The organism is Luteibacter aegosomatis, from assembly GCF_023078455.1.
Classification (GTDB): domain Bacteria; phylum Pseudomonadota; class Gammaproteobacteria; order Xanthomonadales; family Rhodanobacteraceae; genus Luteibacter; species Luteibacter aegosomatis.
Genome location: NZ_CP095740.1, coordinates 4,671,093 through 4,690,626, shown reverse-complemented (window position 1 = coordinate 4,690,626; position 19,534 = coordinate 4,671,093). Strand labels below are relative to the sequence as shown.

The following is a 19,534-nucleotide window of genomic DNA, read 5'->3' as shown; positions in this document are numbered from 1 at the left end:
CGCCGCATCGGAAGGTGCAGCGAGCGTCAGGCTTGCTTGCATCAAAGCAAGCAGCATTCCGGTTCGCCAGATCGACACGTTCATCCGTGAAACCCTTTGTTGGATAGCCGGGTGATCTTGCCACCAATGAGACCACGCAGGGTGGTCAATCGATGCTCACTGCTCAAGTTTTGACCAAGCCGTCCGCTAACTGAACATGGGGGTTCGGTAAAACTGGCGTTAAACCACCTCGTTAAATTAGAATTAACACCCCTGTTCGATCATCGACGTGAACGCACTTCTTGTGCGTCGCAACAGAAGAATCCGATAACTCGTTGAATTAGCAGCCATGTTGACCAGCATCCTCATTGCCACCCTCGTCGCAGCGTCCGCCTTGGCGGTCGCCTCGCTACGCAAGGTGCCCGAGGGTCAGGTCTACAGCGTGCGCCGTCCCGGTCGTTCGCCCAGGTTGCTGACGGCGGGTACCCACCTGGTGCTGCCGCTGATCGACCGGGTCACCCACAAGATCGACCTCGGCGGCCAGGTGCTCCGCTTCGAAGGCGGCACCGTCTACTGGCAGGTGCTCGAACCCGAAGTGGTCGACGAGGTGATCGACGAGGCTCCCGAGATGATCCGCCGCAACGTCGTGGCCGCCTTGCGCGACACCGCCACGGCCCACCCGGCCGACCGCCGCGCCGCCGGCACCCAGCTCAAGCACGCCGTCAACGGCTCGCTCCGCGCCCGCGGCATGCTCGTCACCCGCGTCGAACTCGACGCCGCCTGAGCCGACGTGCTGGCGCCGACGCGTCGGCGCTTCCATACTTTGCGACCCTCGCCAGATCCAGGTGCCGCATGACCGCGCGCGAAGCCTTACGTGACCAGCTCGAACGCGGCATCGCCGACCTGCGCGTTACCCTTCCCGACGACGCGGTCGAACGCCTGCTCGATTACCGCGAACTGCTCGAGCGCTGGAACTCGGCCTACAACCTCACGGCCATCCGCGACGACCGCGAGATGATCGCGCGCCACCTGCTCGATTCGCTGACCATTCTTCCTTACGTGCACGGCCGTTCGCTGGCCGACCTCGGAACCGGTCCGGGACTTCCCGGCATCCCGCTGGCCATCGCCGAACCCGCGCGCGAGGTGCTGATGGTGGATTCCAACGGTAAGAAGGTCCGCTTCCTGCGCGAGGCCATCCGCTCGCTGAAACTCGGCAATGCCAAGGCGTTGCAGAGCCGCGTGGAAGACGTCGAGGGCACGTTCGAATGCATCACCGCCCGCGCCTTCGCCTCGCTGGCCGATATGCTCGGCTGGGGCGGTCACCTGCTGGCGCCCGGCGGCGTCTGGCTGGCGATGAAGGGCAAGCACCCCGACGACGAACTGGCCGGCGTGCCCGAAGGGTTTCGCGTGGAGGCCATCCATGCCCTGGCGGTGCCGGGGGTGGAGGGTGAGCGTCATCTGGTGGTGATTCGGCGCGTTTGATCGGTCTCGCTCGCAGGAATCGCGGACAGGGTCCGCTCTCACCCTTCGGTAGTCGGCGACGGCAACCGTCATCCGGGCGGATCGCCCACCGGGAAGCGGGATGCTACGCTACCGCCCTTTCCGCGCACGGTAGCTATCCACCCTCCATGGCACGCATCATCGCAGTCGCCAACCAGAAAGGCGGCGTCGGCAAGACCACCACCTCCGTCAACCTCGCCGCGGCGCTGGCCGCCGCGAAGCGCAAGGTGCTGCTCGTCGACTTCGACCCGCAGGGCAACGCCACGATGGCGTCGGGCGTGGACAAGCACGAGGCCAAGCCCAACGGCTGCGAGGTGTTGCTCGACGAGGCGGAGATCGCCGACGTGCTGGTGCGCACCGAGGCCGGGTTCGACCTGATGCCGGGCAACGGCGACCTCACCGCCGCCGAGCTTAAGCTGATGGACGGCATGGCCCGCGAGCAGCGCCTGAAGGATCAACTGGCCAAGGTGGCCGACCGCTACGACACCATCCTCATCGACTGCCCGCCCTCGCTGCACCTGCTCACGCTCAACGCGCTGACCGCGGCCGACGGCGTGCTGATTCCCGTGCAGTGCGAGTATTTCGCGCTGGAAGGCCTGTCGAGCCTGCTCGACACCATCCAGGCCGTGCGCCAGCGGCTCAACCCGAAGCTCGAGGTCGAGGGCCTGCTGCGCACCATGTACGACGTGCGCAACAACCTCGGCAACGAGGTGTCCGCCCAGCTCACCCAGCATTTCGGCGACCAGGTGCTGCGCTCGATCATCCCGCGCAACGTCCGCCTCGCCGAGGCGCCCAGCCACGGGCAGCCCATCCATCTCTACGACCGCGGCTCGCGCGGCGCCATCGCCTACATCGGCCTGGCCGGGGAGATCATCCGCCGCGACCGGGCCCGCACCCAGGGCACCGCGGACGACACCCCCGTGGACGTCGATGCGGCGAACGACGCCGGCGGCGCGACCCCGACGACGCCTTAAGGAGACCCCATGGCAGCAGCGAAGAAACGTGGTCTGGGCCGTGGCCTCGATGCCCTCCTCGGTGGCGGCTCCGGCCCGGAAGCCGCTCCCTCGGTGATCGAGCAGGAAGGCGAGTTGCGTACGCTGCCGATCCACCAGATCCAGGCCGGCAAGTACCAGCCGCGCCGCCACTGGAACGACGAGGCCCTCGACGAACTCGCCGCCTCGATCAAGGCCCAGGGCCTGATCCAGCCGGTGGTCGTGCGCGCCATCGGCAAGAACAGCTACGAACTCATCGCCGGCGAGCGCCGCTGGCGCGCGGCGCAGCGCGCTTCGATGAGCGAGATCCCCGCGCTGGTGAAGGACGTGCCCGAGCAGTCCGTGCTCGCCATGGCCCTCATCGAGAACATCCAGCGCCAGGAACTCACCCCGCTGGAAGAGGCCCAGGCCCTGCAGCGCCTGATCGACGAATTCGATCTTACCCACCAGCAGGCCGCCGATGCCGTCGGCCGTTCTCGCGCGGCGGTGTCCAACCTGCTGCGCCTGATGGAATTGCCCGCGTCGATCAAGCAGTTGCTCGACGAGAGCAAGCTGGAGATGGGCCACGCCCGCGCCCTGCTGACGCTGCCGGCCAGCGTGGCCGAGCCGCTGGCGCTCGAGGCCGCCCGCCACGGCTGGACCGTGCGCGAGCTGGAAGAGGCGGCCCGCAAGGCGCAGCTGGCGCCCAAGGGCAAGGCCAAGTCGGCGATGCCGGCCGATCCCAACATCGCCAACCTCGAGCGTGAGCTGGCCGAGCGCTTCGCCACCCGCGTGGAAGTGGCCCATGGCCGCGGCGGCAAGGGCAAGCTGGTGATCCATTACCACAGCAACGACGAGCTGGACGGCATCCTCAGCAAGATCCGCTGAGATGTAAGGAAATACCGATGGCGCCGGTCAAAGGGAACGTGAACCCGAAACAGCGCCAGTACGAAGCCATGGTGCGCGCCCTGTCGGCCGACCTCTACCGGTTCGCCTTCTGGCTGTCGCGCTCGGAGACCGTCGCCCAGGACCTGGTCCAGGAGACCTTCCTGCGCGCCTGGAAAAACCTCGATGCCCTTCGCGACGCCGAGTCGGCCAAGCCCTGGCTCATCACGATCCTTCGCCGCGAGCATGCGCGGCTCTACGAGCGCAAGCGCTTCGACACCGTGGAGCTGGACGACAGCGTGCCCGAGGATGCCGCCTTCGCCAGCCCCGAACGCAGTGGCGACGCCGCACAGGTGCGAGACGCCATGCTGAAGCTGCCCGACAAATACCGCGAGCCGCTCGCCATGCAGGTGCTGGGGGGCATGAGCTGCGACGAGATCGCCGCCGCCACCGACCAGCAGCCGGGTGCCGTGATGACCCAGCTCTTTCGTGCCCGCCAACGCCTGAAGCAGCTGCTGGGCGGCGGGAAATCGACCACGGAGGGAGTCCGTCGATGAACTGCCTCGACTTCCGCCGCCGCATCGGCGCCGAGCCGCGTTCGCGCGCCCCCGAATTGCTCGCCCACCGCGATACCTGCACCGAAGGCTGCGCCGCCTTCTGGCAGCGCGCACAGCGTTTCGACGACGACCTCGAGGCGGCGCTCGCCGTGCCCGTCCCGGAGGGGCTCGCCGACCGTATCCTGCTCGCCCAGGCGACGGCGGAGCGCCGCGTCCAGGTCGGTCGCCGCCGGGCCTGGATGGCGATGGCCGCCTCGTTGCTGATCGCGGTCATGGGTGGCGGCATGCTCTGGCGCCACGCCGATGCCACGTCGTTGCCCGCCCTCGCCGTGGCGCACATGCCCTACGAGGCGGACTCCCTGGCGATGACCGCTCCCATCGCCGATACGGACGTGGAAGCCGGATTCGCCGGGCGCGCCGTTCCGCTCAAGGGGCCGGCGCCGCAGGGCGTCACCTACGTGCACGACTGCATGGTGGGTCCGTACCCGGCCGTGCACGTGGTCACCCGCATGAACGACGAGCCCGTGGTGGCGCTGTACATGCCGGGCAAGATGAGCGACGCCGATACGAGTTTCCATCGCGAGGGCTGGGACGGTCGCGCCCTGGCCCTGCATGGCGGCACGCTGGTGGTGATGGCGCAGGAAGGCGCCAGCCGCCACGCCATGGATGCCGTGGCACGCGCGTGGCGCTCGGCCATCGAGGGGCCCGTGCCGCAGGCCGTGGGCCGGATCTGAACGACCGGCCGCGTCCGCGGCCCCATCCGGCGCCGGTTGGGCGATAATGCCGCCCCGAATCCCCTAGCCCGGAACCGCGATGACCGACCTCGCCGTGGTCGTGCCCGTCTTCAACGAGCGCGACAACATCCCGCCCCTCCTCGCCGAGATCGCATCGGCCCTGCGCGGCCGGATCGACTTCGAGATCATCTACGTCGACGACGACAGCACCGACGACAGCGTGGCGGTGCTCACGGCGGCGCGCGCGCAGTATCCGGAGCTGCGCATCATCCGCCACGTGACCCGCAGCGGGCAGAGCACGGCCGTGTGGAACGGCGTGCGCGCGGCGCGCGCGCCATGGGTGGCCACGCTCGACGGCGATGGCCAGAACGACCCGGCCGACATCCCCAAGCTGCTCGCCGCGCGCGACGGCGCGGCGCCCGATATGAAACTCTTCGCCGGCTGGCGCGTCACCCGTCGGGACAGCTTCAACAAGCGCATCTCCTCGAAGGTCGCCAACGCGGTGCGCTCGCGCATGCTGCGCGACGACACGCCGGATACCGGTTGCGGCCTGAAGCTGTTCGAGCGCGACACCTTCCTGCGCCTGCCCTATTTCGACCACATGCACCGCTACCTGCCGGCCCTGGTCAAGCGCGCGGGCTTCGCCAGCCAGAGCGTGCCGGTGGGCCACCGTCCACGCACGGCGGGCACGTCGAAGTACGGCATGCTCGATCGCCTGTGGGTGGGGCTGGCCGACCTGCGCGGCGTGGCGTGGCTGATGCGCCGGGCCAAGGTCACGCGCACTGAGGAAATCTGACACGCCGATTCGCCGATACGATCGGCTCCCACCCCTTCGGTAGCCAGGTTCGTGCTTCGTCTCCCGACGTACGGATCATCGGCAGCAGGACTTCGATAGCCGACTACCGAAGGGGCTCCGACCCCTCCGGTGGCAGGTTCGTGCCCCGTCTCCCGACGTACGGATCATCGGCAGCAGGGCTTCGATACCCGGCTACCGGAGGGGTGGGAGCCGATCGTATCGGCGAATCCAGCGTGCCTCAGCGCACAGGCAAGCCCCGCGGTTCCCATCCGCTGAGCGCCTCCTCCGTCTTCCTCCGCCCCAGCTCGATCAGCTCGCGCGCCCGATAGAACTCGTACACCGCCGACACGTTGCGCGGCAGCTCGATCAGCAGGTCGGGCCGGTAGGCGGCCAGGCGCAGGCGCGAGAGGTTGGCCTGCATGAGGTCCATGGCCTGGGTCATCAGTTCGAAGGCCCCCGGATCGCGTAGCTTCGGCTCGCCGCGCGGCAGCACCTTGCCGATCATTCGCCCCAGTTTCGAGACGTAGCCCGCGTCGGCGACCGCGGTCACGTCCTTTTCCGGCGTCTTCTGCAATTCCGCCGCGCCATCGACGCTCACCGCCACCACGTAGTCGGCGTCCTCGCGCATCAGCGGCAGCACCGGCAGCGGATTGAGCAGCGCGCCGTCGACGAGGCGGCGGCCTTCGTGCGCGTAGGGGCGGAACAGCGTCGGGATGGCGATGGACGCGCGGATCGCATCGAACAGCGGGCCGCGCGTGAGCCACACCTCGCGCTCGCGATCCAGGTCGGTGGCGACCGCCGTGTAGGGGATCGCCAGTTCCTCGATGTTCACCTCGCCGATCAGCTCGCGCAGCGCGGCCATGATGCGGTCGCCCTTGATGAAGCCGCCGCCGGAAAAGCTCCAGTCGACCAGCCGCAACACGTCGAAGCGGGCGAGCGTCGACACCCAGTCGCGGTACACCTCGAGCTTGCCCATCGCGTAGATGCCACCGATGAGGGCGCCCATCGAGGTGCCGGCGATGGCGACGATCTCGAAGCCGCGTTCTTCGAGCACCTCGATCGCGCCGATGTGGGCCAGCCCCTTCGCGGCGCCGGCGCCGAGCGCGAGCGCGACGCGAGGTTTGCGCGGAATGGCCTGGATCGCGGGTACGGCGCCGGGATCGGCGATGTCGAAATCGCTCATGGAACGTTCAACGCGGGTTACCGGACCCGTTCTGGTACCCGGAGAGGGCGAGCTGGAGCAGGATCTTCATTTCCTCGCGCAACGGCAGCGGCGAGACGACCTCCGCGTCGGGTCCGTACTTGAGCACGTCCATCAGCAACTCGCGCGGGTTGGAGTACGGCACCTTCAGCTCGTAGCGGCCGTCGGGCATCCACTCGCCCTTCTGCTGCGAATGCCAGTGCTCGTCGGCCACCCAGCGCGCGGCGTGCGAGGAGAAACGGATGACGGCCCAGGCCTTCGGCTTGCCGGCGAAGATGCCGTAGCTGGAGGCGAGCAGGTCGTTGAGCTCGGCTTCCTCCACGTCGCGGGCGCGGGCGTCCTGCGCGTGGGGTTCGGCGATGCGGTCCACGGCGAAGCTGCGTAGCGCCTCGCGGTCGTGATCCCACACGTCGAGGTACCAGTTGTCGCGGTAGTGGGTGAGGCGCTGCGGCGACACCGTGCGCTTGCTGTCGGCGTTGGTGGTGCGTGCCCGGTAGCGGAAGGTGAGCTGCTTGCGTTCGAGCACGGCACCGGCCACCACGCGGAACACCTGCTGGTCCATCTTGCGCGCACCCCAAGAGATCACCCGGATGCGGTCCACCGGCAGCGACTTGCCGCTGCCGTGGTCGGAGAGCAGGCGCTCGATGCGTGCCTTGAACGGGGCGAGCGCACCGGCCAGCACGCCCGGGTCGGAGCGCCCGATGAGTTCGTTCAGGGCCATCAGGGCCGCCAGCTCGTCGCTGGTCAGCCACAGGCCCGGCAGCTCGAAGCTGTCGCCCTCGCCGGCCTCGTAGCGGAACGAGGCCTGTTCGCCGGCCACGCTCTGTACCGGGGCGCCCAGCGCGTCGCGCAGGAAGGCGACATCGCGGTAAAGGGTGGCGCGCGAGCATTCCAGCTCGTCCATGAGGCGGGAAAGCGGCACCGGGTAATGGGCCGATTTCAGCAGGCGGTGCAGGGTGAGAATGCGCTCGTAGCGGTCCATGGATGTCGCCGGCAGGTGGAGCGAAAAAGGATGCGCGAACTAGTGTGACCGAATGGGTCGTGACGCCCGTATCTACGCGCACCAAGCATGGCGTCGGCCGGGGCCGTCCGCAAGGGCGGGGGGCCGGGTTTGCGCCCGGGGGCGATAGGCGCAAAAATGCTGCTTTGCGATTCGCCGCAAGGCCCCTCGAGCATGACGGAACCGAACGAAGCGTCGTCCGTCGCCCTGGACCGGCATGAACCCCACGGCGACGCGACTCGCGCCCATAGCCTGTTTTCCGTTCCGATGGCGATCGTCCAGACCGCCACGGCGGGCGGCTACGGCTTATGGATGGTGCTGGGCACCTCGCTGGCCCTGGGCTTGTACCCCGATGGCCGCGGCGAGGTGCTGGTGCCGCTGGCCATCGGCCTGGTGCTCGCGAGCACGGGCCTGGTCGCGACCTGCCTGAGATTGCGATTCGCCCCGGACTGGCACGGCTGGAACCCGGTGAAGCGGATGATGCCGACGCGGGAAGGCCTGGTCGCCATGGCCAATTACCTGCCCATGCTGGCGCTGGCCGGGCTGGCGCGGGGCGGCAACGACTTCTGGGCCACGCGCCTGGCCGGCGCGGCCCTCATGCTGTGCAGCCTGGCGACCCTGGTCTATACGGCCCGCGCGGCGGCACGACCCCTGCCGGCCGACCTGGCGGCGCTGGCCAACCTGCAGCCCTTCGGCCGCACCATATCCGGCCTCTTCGCCGGAGGCCTGTGGTTCTGGCTGTGCATCGAAGGGCAGATGCCCACCGGCCCCGGGAATCCCTGGCGGCTGGGATTGCTCGCGGTCGCGCTGGCCGCGGGCGTGGTCGAAGGCATGCGCTGGCGGGCGCTGCGCCGGTTCGCCGCCGACAACGGCGCGGAGGCGCGGACCGTGGGCGGACGCTGGGGCCTGTCGTTGCTGGGCAGTCGCTTCGGCGTGGCGGTGCTGTCCGTGGGCCTGCCCTGCGTGCTGCTGGTGACCCACGGCGAGCCCGCGACACAGCTGCTGACGGCCGGTGTGGCGACGTTAAGCTGCGCTATCGGTCAATGTCTGGAGCATCGGCTCTACGGCGTGGCCTACGCGCAGTTGGCCACGGGCTAGGCAAAGGTATTTCGGCGCGGGGGTGCGCCACCCATGGCCGTCTGGACGGCCGTATGACAACCTGTTTCAAACACACTTCGGGTAGACGATGAAAAAACTGCTTATCGCCACGCTCGTCCTTGCCGCGCTGCCTCTCGCCGCGCAGGCCCAGGACGCCGCCACCACCACCCCGGCGCAGGATGCCAACCCTTCGCAGAACGGCGGCTGGACCGGCTCGGGCGAATTCGGTTTCGCCTCCTCGCGCGGCAACTCCCGTTCGGAGAACGCCAACGCCAAGCTCGGCCTGAGCCAGGAAAACGAGGTCTGGAAGAACAACTTCTTCCTCAACGGCCTGCGTTCGAAGGGCGAGGTCGCGGTGACCGACCCCGACGGCAATACCGTCGACAAGTTCAGCACCACCGCCAACCGCTACGACACCGGCGCCTCGGTGGGCTACAAGTTCGATCCGCGCAGCTACGTGGTGACCGCCGCGCGTTACGAGCACGACGACTTCGGCGCGAACACCTGGCAGGGCATCGTCTCGGTGGGCTACGGCTACATCGCCCTGAAGAACGAACGCGCCGAGCTCTCGTTCGAAATCGGCCCCGGTTTCAAGCGCTATCAGCCGGCGAAGTCCGATCGTGCGGTACTCAACGCCGACGGCACCCCGGTGCTGGGTGCGGACGGCAACCCCGTCAGCGAGCGCTACACGCCGGACGCGGAAAGCGAGGTGGTGGGTCGTGGCCTGGTGAACGGCAAGTACCGCCTGACCGACAACACCGCGCTGGAAGACACGCTGCTGGTCGAAGCGGGCTCGAAGAACCAGTACTACCAGAACGACATCGGCGTGTCGGTGAGCATGACCAAGAAGATGGCGCTGAAGGTGGGTTACCAGATCCGCTACAACAGCGATACGCAGCCGGGCACGGTGAGCACCGACAAGCTGATGACGACGAACCTCGTCTACAACTTCTGAGTCGCCCTCTTCGCCGGACATCGCGGCTCCCACCCTTCGGTAGCGAGGTTGCCTACCGAAGGGTGGGAGCGGACCCTGTCCGCGATGGGGGTTGCGTCAGCGTTGGGGCTTGAGCAACTCGTCGGCGCCCTGCGACAGCAACAAGGCCGCCACCTCATGCCCCAGCTCCACGGGTCGGTCGCCTTCGATGCTGGCCTGCGCACGAACCAGCTCGCCGCTGGCCGCATCCCCCACCAGCCCGTGCAGCGTGAGCCCGCGCTCGCCCAGCACGCAAAGCGCGCCGATCGCGACCGCGCAGCTGCCGCCCAGTTTCTCGTTGAGTGCGCGCTCGGCATCGATGGCGAGCCTCGTGTGCGCGTCGTCGACCGCCTTCAGCAGCTCGATCGTGCGAGCGTCGTCGGCGCGGGCCTCCACCGCGATGGCACCCTGCCCCGGGGCGGGCAGCCAGTCGGGACTGGCCAGGCGCGTGCGGATGCGATGGCCCAGGCCAAGGCGCTCCACGCCCGCGCACGCGAGGATGATGGCGTCGTACTGGCCTTCGTCGAGCTTGGCCAGGCGCGTGTTCACGTTGCCGCGCAGGTCGAGCAGTTGCAGGTCGGGACGCAGGGCGTGTACCTGGGCCTGCCGGCGCAGCGACGAGGTGCCGACCTTCGCGCCGTGCGGGAGGTCGGAGAGCTTTTCGTAACCGTTGCTGATGAAGGCATCGGCGGCGTCGGCGCGTTCGAGGATCGCGGCCAGCGTGAAGCCCGGCTCCAGTTCGGCCGGCACGTCCTTGAGCGAATGCACGGCGATGTCGGCGCGACCGTCCTGCATCGCGATTTCCAGTTCCTTGAGGAACAGGCCCTTGCCGCCGACGGTGGCCAGCGAGCGGTCGAGGATCTCGTCGCCCCGCGTGGACAGCGGCACCAGCTCCACGGCGAGCCCCGGATGGGCCGTCCGCAGCAGGCCGGCCACGTGTTCGGCCTGCCAAAGGGCCAGCGCGCTCTTGCGCGTTGCGATGCGAAGCGGTGCGGTCATGAGGGTCCTGGAAGGGATGGAGCGTTGCGCGCTATTGTCGCCCAATCGATGGCCCTTCGCTCAGCCGCGCAGCAGCTGGCGCACGGCCGGCAGGTTGCGTCGGCTCACTTCCGGGGTTTCGTCGCTGCCGTCGAGCCGGGAAAGCACGCGGCCGTCGGGGAGGGTCTTCAGGCCGAGCAGGCGATGCCGCGGCACCAGGCAATTGCGGTGCAGGCGTACCAGTCGTTCGCCGTGCGCCGCTTCGAGCTGGCGCAGCGAATCGTCGATCAGGTGCGTGCCGCCCACGTGGTGCACGGCGACGTATTTTTCGTCGGCCAGCAGGTAGATCACGTCGGCGAGCGCGATGCGCCATTCGCCGTTGCCGCTGCGCGCACGCAACCATGCGTCGGGCGGCGGTACCGGCGCGGACGTGGCCGTGAGCCGGGCCGCGACACGGCGCAGGGCTTCCTCGAGGCGTTCGGCGCGCACCGGTTTGAGCAGGTAATCGGTGGCGCCCAGGTCGAAGGCCTGCAGGGCGTGCGTTTCGTAAGCCGTGCAGAACACCACCTGCGGTCGCGCGGGTAAGGCGGCGAGCCGTTTCGCCGCCTCGGTGCCGCGCAGGCCGGGCATGTCGATGTCGAGCAGCACGATGTCGGGGTGCAACGTCGAACACGCGGCGATCGTCGCCTCGCCGTCGGCGACGCTGCCGACGACCTCGACGTCGCGGTGGTGGGCGAGCAACGCGGCCAGCCGCGTGCGCGCGAGCGGTTCGTCATCGGCGATCAGCACGCGCATGCGCCGCCTCCGGCAGAAACAGGGTGACGGCGAAGCGATCGCCGATGGTTTCGACATGCACGCGGGCGCGGTCGCCGTAGAGATAACGCACGCGCTCGCGCACGTTGCGCAGGCCATGCCCCGTCCCGGCTGGCGCGGGAGACGGCGGCAGGGGGTTGTCCACGCACAGTTCCGTTCCGCCGGGCACGGCGCGCGCGACGATGCGCAGCAGGCCGCCGTCGACACGGGGCTGGATGCCGTGGCGGATCGCGTTTTCCACCAGCGGTTGCAAGAGCAGGTGCGGCATCGGCAACGCTTCGGAGGCCTCCAGGCGGCGCTCCACGCGCAGGCGCTCGCCGAGGCGCAACGCTTCGATGTCGAGATAGCGGTCGACGAGGCGCCACTCGTCGCCGAGCGTGCCCGTGCCGTCACGATCGTCGCCGAGCGCGGCGCGGAACAGCTCGGCGAGGTTTTCCACGGTGCGTTCCGCGGCGCGTGGGTCGATGCCGATCAGCGCGGCCACGGTGTTCATGCTGTTGAAGAGGAAATGCGGACGGATGCGCGCCTGCAGCGCGGCCACCTGCGCCTGCGCCTCCGCCGCGACGCGGGCCTGCCATTGCGCCACCACGTAGAAGTAGCGCAGCAGGCAGGCGCCGAGGAGGCCGGCCGCCAGCCCGGCCTGGACGGTGAAGCGGGTCGGTGCCGACGGGCCGATGCCGAGTGCGAGGCCGCGGTCGATCCACTCCAGCACGGCGGCCGCCGCCGCGGTCAGCGCCACCAGCAGCAGCCAGACGGCGGCATAAGGCCAATGGCCGGGCAGCCGCTGCATCGGCGTGCGCAGCTTGCACAGCGCCACGGTGAGCAGGATCGACAGCCAGCTCGTGAACAGCACGGCCGCGCAGTATTCGCGCCAGCCGCCCGTGGCGCCGGGCGCGAGCCGCATGAGGGTGACGGTGAGCGCCCCGACCACGAGCAGCGCGAACAGCACGGGCAGGCTGCAGAAGTCGGGCAGGGGCGTGGAAGGGCGCGGCTCGGCGGGCATGCGGCGGAGTATGCCGGATGCCCGTCCCCGACGCCGCGCGCGGGGTCACGCGTCGGTGAAGCGTTCCGTCAGCCAGGCACGGATGTCGGCGATCTCGGGGAGGCTGACCTGGTGGCCCATCGGGTAGGTATGCCAGTCGATGCGATGGCCGAGCGCCTCCAGGAACTCGCGCGACTGCTGGCCCAGCGCCATCGGCACCACCGGGTCGGCCGTGCCGTGGCCCCAGAACACCGGCGTGGCGTGGTTGGCGCCGCTGCGTTCGGCCTCGATGGTGTCGTGCAGTGGCAGGTAGGCGGAAAGCACGAGCAACCCGCCCAGCGCTTCGCGGTGGCGCAGGCCCGCGGAGAGCGTCATGGCGCCGCCCTGCGAGAAGCCGGCCAGCACGATATGCGAGCTGGGTATCCCGCGCTCGTTTTCGCGCGCGATGAGCGATTCCACCTCGGCGATGGAGGCGCGGATGCCTTCGGCATCCTGCTTGTCGGCGATGGCCAGGCCCTTGATGTCGTACCAAGCGCGCATCGGCACGCCGTTGTTCACCGTCACCGGCCGCACCGGCGCGTGCGGAAAGACGAAGCGCACGCCCGGCCACGAGGGATCGACCAACTCGGGCACGATCGGCACGAAGTCGTTGCCGTCGGCGCCCAGGCCGTGCAGCCAGATCACCGACCAGGTGGGCGAGGCGTGGGTTTCGTGTTCGACGGTGGGCAGGGGCATGGGGTTCGTCCGTAGTTCGACAGCCATGCATCCTAGCGGAAGCACCGGCGCACGACGCAGCCCGGGAGGGACCGTCATGATGTAACCCCGCGGGATGCCCGAGCGAACCAGGGTGTATCCCCTTTTCCGGACGAGACGACGACATGAAGACCCTGGGCATCCTCGCGGGCGGCATGCTGCTCGCCACCGCCGCGCAGGCGGCACCCCTCGTAGCCACGCATGCCAGCACCACCTACCACTACGTATCGGTGGACGGCGTGCGCATCTTCTACCGCGAGGCCGGCCCGAAGGACGCGCCCACGCTGGTGCTCCTGCACGGCTTTCCGTCGTCGTCGCGCGAGTTCGCCACGCTCTTTCCGCTGCTGGCCACGCGTTACCACCTGATCGCGCCCGACTTTCCGGGCTTCGGCCAGAGCGATGCGCCCGCGCCGGCCGCCTACGCCTACACGTTCGATCACCTGGCCGAGACGACCGACGGTTTCCTCGGCGCACTGGGCTTGCGCAAGTACGCGCTCTACCTCCACGACTACGGCGGCCCGGTCGGGTTCCGCCTCATGCTGAAGCATCCCGAACGCGTTACCGCGCTGGTGGTGTCCAACGCCAACGCGTACCCCGAAGGGCTAGGCAAGAAATGGACGCTGATCGGCGAATACTGGAAAGATCCCGCCGCCCACCCCGAGGTCTTCGAAACCTTCATCTCGCCCACGGCGACCGAACAACGCCATACCGCGGGCACGTCGCACCCGGAAAAATACGATCCCGACGCATGGGGCGACGAAATCGCCCACCTCGCCCGCCCCGGCCAACGCGAGATCCAGGCGTCGCTGCTCTACGACTACCGCACCAACGTGGCCGCCTACCCCGCCTGGCAGGCCTGGCTGCGCAGCCATCGTCCGCCGACGCTGGTGGTATGGGGCAAGAATGATCCGTCATTCATCGGTGCGGGCGGCGAAGCCTATCGGCGCGACGTGCCCGACGCCGAGGTGCACCTGCTCGATGCCGGTCACTTTCCGTGGGAAGAGCAGGCCGACGCGATCGCCGGCTACGTGCTGCCGTTTCTCGACAAACACGTTCGCTGAGGCGAAGGCCTCAACGAAAAAGGTGCGGCACGAAGCAACTCGTGTTCCGCGTGATGCGATCGCCGTCCTCGCGGATGCCGATGCCGGCGGGCTCGTCGCCGACGATCCACGAGCCGACGAGCGCGTGTCGGCCGTCGAACACCGGTAAGGGGGCGAGAGCCTGATACACGCGTTGCGGCGCCAGCACCGCACCCTGGTGCGGGTCGAGGATGGCGATGCCCTCGCCTTCCCTGCCCCAGTACGGTTTGGCGACGGCGGTACCGGGGATGTCCTCGCGGCGCAGGCTGGCGGGCAGCAGGTTCGGGTGGCCGGGGAAGAACTCCCATAGCAGCGGCAGGATCGCCTTGTTCGACAGCAGCATCTTCCAGGGCGGTTCGATCCAGCGGATGTTCGCGGTCGGGATGTGTTCGCCGAAGGCTTCGTCCAGCAGCCATTCCCAGGGATAGAGCTTGAACAGGCGGTCGATCGGCCGGTCGGCCAGGTCGATGAAGTCGCGACCCGACCAGCCGATCTCCTCGATGTCGAGCGCCTGCACCTCGTGGCCGGCCTGCATGCAGGTGTCGAGCAGGTAATCGGTGGTGGTGCCGTCTTCGGGGTTGTCGTAGCACGCGGCGAAATGCACGCGCTGGCCGCCGCCGACCGTGCGCCAACGCTCGATCAGCTTCTCGTGGATGGAGTTGAACTGATCCGCGTCCGGGTAGCGCGCTTCCAGCCAGTACCACTGCACCACCGAGGCTTCGAAAAGCGAGGTGGGCGTGTCGGCGTTGTATTCGAGCAGTTTCGGCGGCGATTGGCCGTCCCAGGAAAGGTCCATGCGTCCGTAGAGTGACGGGTCGCGATTCCACCAACTGCGTTCGGCCAGCGCGGCGCCGCGTTCACCGATGCCGAGCTGGTCGTAACGGCCGTCGCGGACGATGCGGTCCACGGCATCGAGGCAGAGCGCGTGCAGTTCGCGCGTGGCGACTTCCGCCTCGTCGATGGCGTCTTCGTCGAACACGTAGCAGGCGTCTTCGCGCCAGTACGGCTGGCCGTCGACCGTATGGAAACCGAACCCGACGGCTTCGACCTCACGCTGCCAGTCGTCGCGTGGCCGTATCGTCTCCCTGCGCATCAGCCGCCCCGTGCCGAGACGCGTCCGGTCGAGCCGAAGCCGCCGCGTGAGCCGAAATCGAAGCCGGTCGGCCCGCGGCTGCTGGCGCCGCTCGACGAACCGCTGGCGAACGTACGGCCGGGTCCGGGGTCGCCTTGCACCGGGTTCGTCCGCCAGTCGCTGCGATACCAGGGGCCGTAATAGTGATACCCGGTCGAGTAACTCGAGTTGCCCTGCTTGCCTTCATCGTACGAGCACTGGCCGGTGGCGTAGTCGTGCTCGCAGTCTTCCTTGCTGGCGTAGCTGTTGCGCTGCACGTCGGTGCGCGGCCAGACCGCGTAGCCGAACAGGCCGATGATGCCCACGGCGACGGCCGCGGAACGCATGCGCTTGCCCTTGCCGAACAGCGGCTCCGGCGGAGGCGAGAACGACGGGTGTTTGTACCCGGCGGGCAGGTTGAACTTGGCGTCGGCCCTTGGGCCGAGTTGCCCTCGGTTCTTCTTTTCTTTCCCGGGCTTCTTCGCGTTGGCCACGACGACGCCCTCAGTAGGTCATGGCGGCGGCGTTGAGGGTGCCGACGCAGGCCGCGACCAAGGCCACGAACAGGGCGACCGAGCGCACGTCGGCCTCGATACGGCCGCGCAGGTCACGCACGACGAGGCGAAGCACGAGGTGGGTCAGCAACTGCACGGCCCAGGCCACGGCGCCCCACAGGGCGAGGTCGACGAGGTTCACGCTGTGCGCGATGGCGCTCGCCAGCGGCTGCACGAAGCCGATCATCGCGCCACCCAGGCTGATGGCGGCGGCGAGGTTGCCCTCGCGGATCAGCGCCATCTCCCGCTGCGGCGTGATCCAGATGTAGGTCACCACGAAGGCGACGAAATACAGGATGCCCAGGCCGAGGTAGGCCACGAAGGCGGGCAGGGTGAACAGGTCCGGCACGATCACGAACGCTTCCTTGTAGGACACGGCCCACCTTGGCCGCGCCGCAAGAATATTCGATTTCGACGACCGTGCGCGGGAGCGTGCGGCGTGTCGAAGGCGCTAGCGGCCCCCGGCCTTGCCCACGAGGACATCAAAGGCGGTAGCCGTGTCCGCTTCGGTGAAGTTGCAATGGCCGTTGCCCGTGGGCGGCAGGACGGTCAACCACCGGCCCTTGCCCGCGGCGCGGATTTGCCGCGGATACACGTCATGGAACCGCGCCGGTACCGTCTCGTCGAAAACGTTCCATTGCATCACCACGGGCGTGGCCACGTGGCCGGTGAGCGTGACGTTTCGTCGGGCATACGCCACGGCGGCCGGCGAACCGGTGTAGCGATGGACGCGGCGGTTGACGTCGTCGTCGTCGCCGAAGCCTTCGTAAACCTGTTTGCGATTGTCCACGGGCATGCCGCCGGCACGCTGTTCCAGCTCGCGCAACGCCATGTAGTAGAGGCCCAGGAGCGGCGGCAGCGTCTGCGGTGTTTCCTGCAGGCGCTTTTCGAGCAGGGCCGCTTCGTCCGGGCGCGTCTGCAGGGCCTGGGCGATGGCGTCCGGCGCGATCGATGGCGGTGAGTCGGGCGCCGCCAGGTCGGGCAGAACGCCGGGGAACAACGCGTCGAACGCGACGAGCGGTTCGACGACGCCACGTGCCAGAAATTCGGGTGTCGATACCGTCAGGCCGCACGTGATCATCGCACCGGTGTAGGCGTGCGGATAGCGTTCGATGCTGGCCGCCGCCGCCAGGCCTCCGAGCGAGAAGCCATAGAGGTAGGTATGCGAAGGGCGTGCGTAGGTATGGGTGAAGTACTGGCGCAGGCGCTCGTTGTCGGCGATGGCATCCCCAACGGCCCAGCCCTGGGAGGCGTACTGGCTCTGCGCGACCGCGTAACCCTTCTTCAGGAACACGGGCGTGGCGTCGGCCGCTTCCATTGGCTTCGTTACCGGCGCGCCCACCGGTTGATAGCCGTGCATCAGCATGACCAGGTCGCCGTTCCAGTTCGCGGGGATGTCGATGCGGTAGGACGCACCTTGCAGGGTGCCGGCGTGGATACCCGGCGGCACGTCGGCGGCTCCCGCGGTCACCGTGGCGCACGACGCCCACGCGAGACAGGACAGAAGGGCGTAGCGCGATGCGTTACGTTTCATGGCTTCACGGCTCCTTGGGGCTTACCAGTTCCGGGTTCCGGTGTATTGCAGGGCGCTCGCCAGTGTCCCGTCCTCGTCGAGGACCAGGAGGACGGTCTCCGTGTCGTGCTGGCGTATCACGCGATAGCTGTCGGAGCCGAACTTCGTGACGCCGGTGAACGCATACGACTGCACGGGGCCGAGATCGGCGAGGAACCGTTCGCGGAAGGCCCGGTTCTCGGATCGAACGCGGGCCAGCTCGGCGCTCATTCCCGCGCTGGAGCGCGTGTCGCTGAGAAGCAGCTGCAAAGCCTTTTCGCTGCCAGGAAACGGTTTCTGCGCCTCGATGCGTGCCGCGAGCGCGGCCCGGATCCGGGTGGCCCGCGCTGTGTCGACACGCGGCCGGTCGATCACGTCGCGTCCGTCCTGCGTCGCCACGAATCGAACGGGCCGGCCTTGCGCATCGTCGACGAAACGCACCGTGGTCCCCTCTTTTCCCTCGACCGCGAACCGTGCGTCGCCGGTGGGCACGACATGGAAAGGATGGGGTACGGACACCTGTCCCGTGATGCCGATCGTGAGGCCGTTGCCTTCGCGCTCGACGGTAACGAGTGAGATCGGGCTGATCTCGTAGAAGCCCGTGTAGCGATCCAGCGCGTTGCCGGGCGGCGTCACCTGTGCCGCGACGACGGCCATGGCCGATGCCACGCATCCCAGCGTGGCGGCCGACACGCGGGCCCACCGGCCCGGCCTGCGCAGTATCTGGCGGATGCGTCGTTCGAGGAAGGACGCGGAGGCCGACATCGCGGGGAGGATCGGCGTGGCGCGCGAGCGCTGCCTGCCGACGTGGAGCAGTGTTTCGCAGTACACCACCGGGTCGTGTCCGTCCCGCAGGACGCGGGCGTCGCAGTCGATCTCGATGGCGCGACGTAGTCGATGGAACTGCCACCACAACCACGGATTCCACGGCATGCATGCGACGACGGCCAGTGCCAGCGCGACGACTTGCGGATCGCGAGCCGACAGATGCGAACGTTCATGCGCGATCGCGCATCGCTGTCGGTCCTTGCCGACCTGGAGCAACCAGGCGGGAACGACGATACGCGAGCGTACGACGCCGACGACCGCGGGCCCGGCGTCGCTCGCGACGAGGACGCGCTCACCGCAAAGGCGTGCTTCACGCCATCCACGCTTGCGTCGTCGCAGCCATAGGCTTGCCGCCGCCATCAGCGACACCATGAACCCCGACATCGCCGCCCAGGTCGCTTGCGCGAGCGTGTCGACGTCGACGGTCCGGGCCAGCGGCAAGGCGCCATCGACATCCAGCAACACTACCGGTGTCGGAATCGATGTCACGTCGCGCAGGACGATCGGCGTCGGCGAACGGGTCGCCCCGATGATGTCGGGAATCGTCAGGGAGCCGAAGGCGAGTGCCGTGGGCAGGACCAGCGAACCGAAGAGCGCCGCCACCCATGCCCACCGCGTGACACCTCCGCGGACCCTGCCCGCATGCTCCGCCACGAGCGCCGCGATGCTCAATGCCGTCGACACCAGCAAGGCATAGAGCATCCATGCGATCACCGCGAAGCGTCCTTGCCGGTGCGCTCGGCCAGCAACTGCTGCAGGCGTCGTATCTGCTCGTCGCTCAGTTTCTGCTCCGTCACCATATGCGTGAAGAGCAGCTCCGCGGAACCCTTGAACAGCTTGTCGGTCAGGTGCTGCACGGCGTTCTTGCGTGCCGCCTGCTGCTTGACGCTGGCGAAGTACCGGTGCCCGCGCCCCGCTTCCTCATGTCCCACGTAGCCCTTGGCTTCGAGGGTGCGCAACACCGTGAGCACCGTGTTGTAGGCGAGGTCGTCCGCCAGGTGTTCGCGAACCTCGGCCACGAGCGAGGGACCGTGGGTCCACAGCACGTGCATGACGTCCGCTTCCCGATCCGTGAGGAGAATTTTCATGCGCGTCCCATCCCGTGCATTGCGGCCGCGATAGAGATACGCGCGCCGGACACGCTTGTCAACTATAGAGCTAGTTGATGGCGCGTGCCCGGCGCTTCGAGC

22 protein-coding genes are annotated in these 19,534 nt (G+C 68.4%); 10 read left to right on the top strand and 12 right to left on the bottom strand.

Going from position 1 to position 19,534, the window contains the following annotated elements; all coding sequences use genetic code 11:
- Nucleotides 1-328 precede the first annotated feature (328 nt).
- From L2Y94_RS20910 to L2Y94_RS20880, 7 genes are all read left to right on the top strand, one after another.
- Entirely contained in the window at nt 329-763 is a 435-nt protein-coding gene (locus L2Y94_RS20910) for an SPFH domain-containing protein (protein ID WP_247371895.1), read from the top strand.
- Between the two features lie 68 nt (nt 764-831).
- Nucleotides 832-1,461, top strand: coding sequence for a 16S rRNA (guanine(527)-N(7))-methyltransferase RsmG (rsmG, locus tag L2Y94_RS20905; protein WP_247371893.1), 630 nt, complete (start codon nt 832-834; stop codon nt 1,459-1,461).
- Between the two features lie 146 nt (nt 1,462-1,607).
- Nucleotides 1,608-2,453 carry a ParA family protein gene (locus L2Y94_RS20900; RefSeq protein WP_247371890.1) on the top strand — a complete coding sequence of 282 codons (846 nt, stop codon included), beginning with the start codon at nt 1,608-1,610 and terminating at the stop codon, nt 2,451-2,453.
- A gap of 9 nt (nt 2,454-2,462) precedes the next feature.
- Nucleotides 2,463-3,338: a ParB/RepB/Spo0J family partition protein gene (locus L2Y94_RS20895; RefSeq protein WP_247371887.1), complete on the top strand. Its 876-nt coding sequence runs from the start codon at nt 2,463-2,465 to the stop codon at nt 3,336-3,338.
- A 17-nt stretch (nt 3,339-3,355) separates the two neighbouring features.
- Entirely contained in the window at nt 3,356-3,892 is a 537-nt protein-coding gene (locus tag L2Y94_RS20890) for a sigma-70 family RNA polymerase sigma factor (RefSeq protein ID WP_247371884.1), read from the top strand.
- Complete coding sequence (locus tag L2Y94_RS20885) at nt 3,889-4,626, top strand: DUF3379 family protein (RefSeq protein ID WP_247371880.1); 738 nt, start codon at nt 3,889-3,891, stop codon at nt 4,624-4,626. Before L2Y94_RS20890 ends, L2Y94_RS20885 begins: the two co-directional genes overlap by 4 nt.
- A gap of 79 nt (nt 4,627-4,705) precedes the next feature.
- The gene (locus L2Y94_RS20880) at nt 4,706-5,422 is read left to right on the top strand and encodes a glycosyltransferase (RefSeq protein ID WP_247371877.1); all 717 of its coding nucleotides are present in this window, start codon (nt 4,706-4,708) and stop codon (nt 5,420-5,422) included.
- Between the two features lie 238 nt (nt 5,423-5,660).
- Here L2Y94_RS20880 and L2Y94_RS20875 read toward each other — a convergent pair whose 3' ends face one another.
- Together L2Y94_RS20875 and L2Y94_RS20870 are read right to left on the bottom strand one after the other, a co-directional pair.
- On the bottom strand, nt 5,661-6,605 hold the full coding sequence (locus tag L2Y94_RS20875; RefSeq protein ID WP_247371875.1) for a patatin-like phospholipase family protein: 945 nt from the start codon (nt 6,603-6,605) through the stop codon (nt 5,661-5,663).
- A 7-nt stretch (nt 6,606-6,612) separates the two neighbouring features.
- On the bottom strand, nt 6,613-7,605 hold the full coding sequence (locus tag L2Y94_RS20870; protein WP_247371872.1) for a helix-turn-helix transcriptional regulator: 993 nt from the start codon (nt 7,603-7,605) through the stop codon (nt 6,613-6,615).
- Between the two features lie 192 nt (nt 7,606-7,797).
- On the opposite strand from L2Y94_RS20870, the gene L2Y94_RS20865 reads away from it, so the two are divergent.
- Both L2Y94_RS20865 and L2Y94_RS20860 read left to right on the top strand, forming a co-directional pair.
- Nucleotides 7,798-8,721 carry a hypothetical protein gene (locus tag L2Y94_RS20865; RefSeq protein WP_247371871.1) on the top strand — a complete coding sequence of 308 codons (924 nt, stop codon included), beginning with the start codon at nt 7,798-7,800 and terminating at the stop codon, nt 8,719-8,721.
- Between the two features lie 88 nt (nt 8,722-8,809).
- On the top strand, nt 8,810-9,676 hold the full coding sequence (locus L2Y94_RS20860; RefSeq protein WP_247371868.1) for a DUF481 domain-containing protein: 867 nt from the start codon (nt 8,810-8,812) through the stop codon (nt 9,674-9,676).
- Nucleotides 9,677-9,772: 96 nt separating this feature from the next.
- On the opposite strand, the gene hemC is transcribed toward L2Y94_RS20860, so the two are convergent.
- From hemC to L2Y94_RS20840, 4 genes are read right to left on the bottom strand one after another with little or no spacing between them, the layout of a single operon-like run.
- Complete coding sequence (gene hemC / locus L2Y94_RS20855; protein ID WP_247371866.1) at nt 9,773-10,693, bottom strand: hydroxymethylbilane synthase; 921 nt, start codon at nt 10,691-10,693, stop codon at nt 9,773-9,775.
- 60 nt (nt 10,694-10,753) lie between these two features.
- Nucleotides 10,754-11,467 (bottom strand): LytR/AlgR family response regulator transcription factor, encoded by a 714-nt coding sequence (locus L2Y94_RS20850; protein WP_247371863.1) that lies wholly within the window; start codon nt 11,465-11,467, stop codon nt 10,754-10,756.
- The gene (locus L2Y94_RS20845; RefSeq protein WP_247371861.1) at nt 11,445-12,488 is read right to left on the bottom strand and encodes a sensor histidine kinase; all 1,044 of its coding nucleotides are present in this window, start codon (nt 12,486-12,488) and stop codon (nt 11,445-11,447) included. The genes L2Y94_RS20850 and L2Y94_RS20845 overlap by 23 nt, the downstream gene beginning before the upstream one ends.
- Nucleotides 12,489-12,533: 45 nt before the next feature.
- Nucleotides 12,534-13,202: an alpha/beta hydrolase gene (locus L2Y94_RS20840; RefSeq protein WP_247371859.1), complete on the bottom strand. Its 669-nt coding sequence runs from the start codon at nt 13,200-13,202 to the stop codon at nt 12,534-12,536.
- Nucleotides 13,203-13,345: 143 nt separating this feature from the next.
- Between L2Y94_RS20840 and L2Y94_RS20835 the strand changes: the two genes are divergently transcribed.
- Complete coding sequence (locus tag L2Y94_RS20835) at nt 13,346-14,281, top strand: alpha/beta fold hydrolase (RefSeq protein WP_247371856.1); 936 nt, start codon at nt 13,346-13,348, stop codon at nt 14,279-14,281.
- 10 nt (nt 14,282-14,291) lie between these two features.
- On the opposite strand, the gene L2Y94_RS20830 is transcribed toward L2Y94_RS20835, so the two are convergent.
- The 6 genes from L2Y94_RS20830 to L2Y94_RS20805 form a co-directional block, all read right to left on the bottom strand.
- Nucleotides 14,292-15,392 carry a glutathionylspermidine synthase family protein gene (locus L2Y94_RS20830; protein WP_247371854.1) on the bottom strand — a complete coding sequence of 367 codons (1,101 nt, stop codon included), beginning with the start codon at nt 15,390-15,392 and terminating at the stop codon, nt 14,292-14,294.
- Complete coding sequence (locus L2Y94_RS20825) at nt 15,392-15,904, bottom strand: hypothetical protein (RefSeq protein WP_247371852.1); 513 nt, start codon at nt 15,902-15,904, stop codon at nt 15,392-15,394. The genes L2Y94_RS20830 and L2Y94_RS20825 overlap by 1 nt, the downstream gene beginning before the upstream one ends.
- Before the next feature lie 10 nt (nt 15,905-15,914).
- The gene (locus L2Y94_RS20820) at nt 15,915-16,340 is read right to left on the bottom strand and encodes a DUF350 domain-containing protein (RefSeq protein ID WP_247371850.1); all 426 of its coding nucleotides are present in this window, start codon (nt 16,338-16,340) and stop codon (nt 15,915-15,917) included.
- A gap of 75 nt (nt 16,341-16,415) precedes the next feature.
- Complete coding sequence (locus L2Y94_RS20815; protein ID WP_247371847.1) at nt 16,416-17,498, bottom strand: alpha/beta hydrolase family protein; 1,083 nt, start codon at nt 17,496-17,498, stop codon at nt 16,416-16,418.
- 21 nt (nt 17,499-17,519) lie between these two features.
- Complete coding sequence (locus L2Y94_RS20810) at nt 17,520-19,058, bottom strand: M56 family metallopeptidase (RefSeq protein WP_247371845.1); 1,539 nt, start codon at nt 19,056-19,058, stop codon at nt 17,520-17,522.
- The gene (locus L2Y94_RS20805; protein WP_247371843.1) at nt 19,055-19,432 is read right to left on the bottom strand and encodes a BlaI/MecI/CopY family transcriptional regulator; all 378 of its coding nucleotides are present in this window, start codon (nt 19,430-19,432) and stop codon (nt 19,055-19,057) included. Before L2Y94_RS20805 ends, L2Y94_RS20810 begins: the two co-directional genes overlap by 4 nt.
- Between the last annotated feature and the right edge of the window lie 102 nt (nt 19,433-19,534).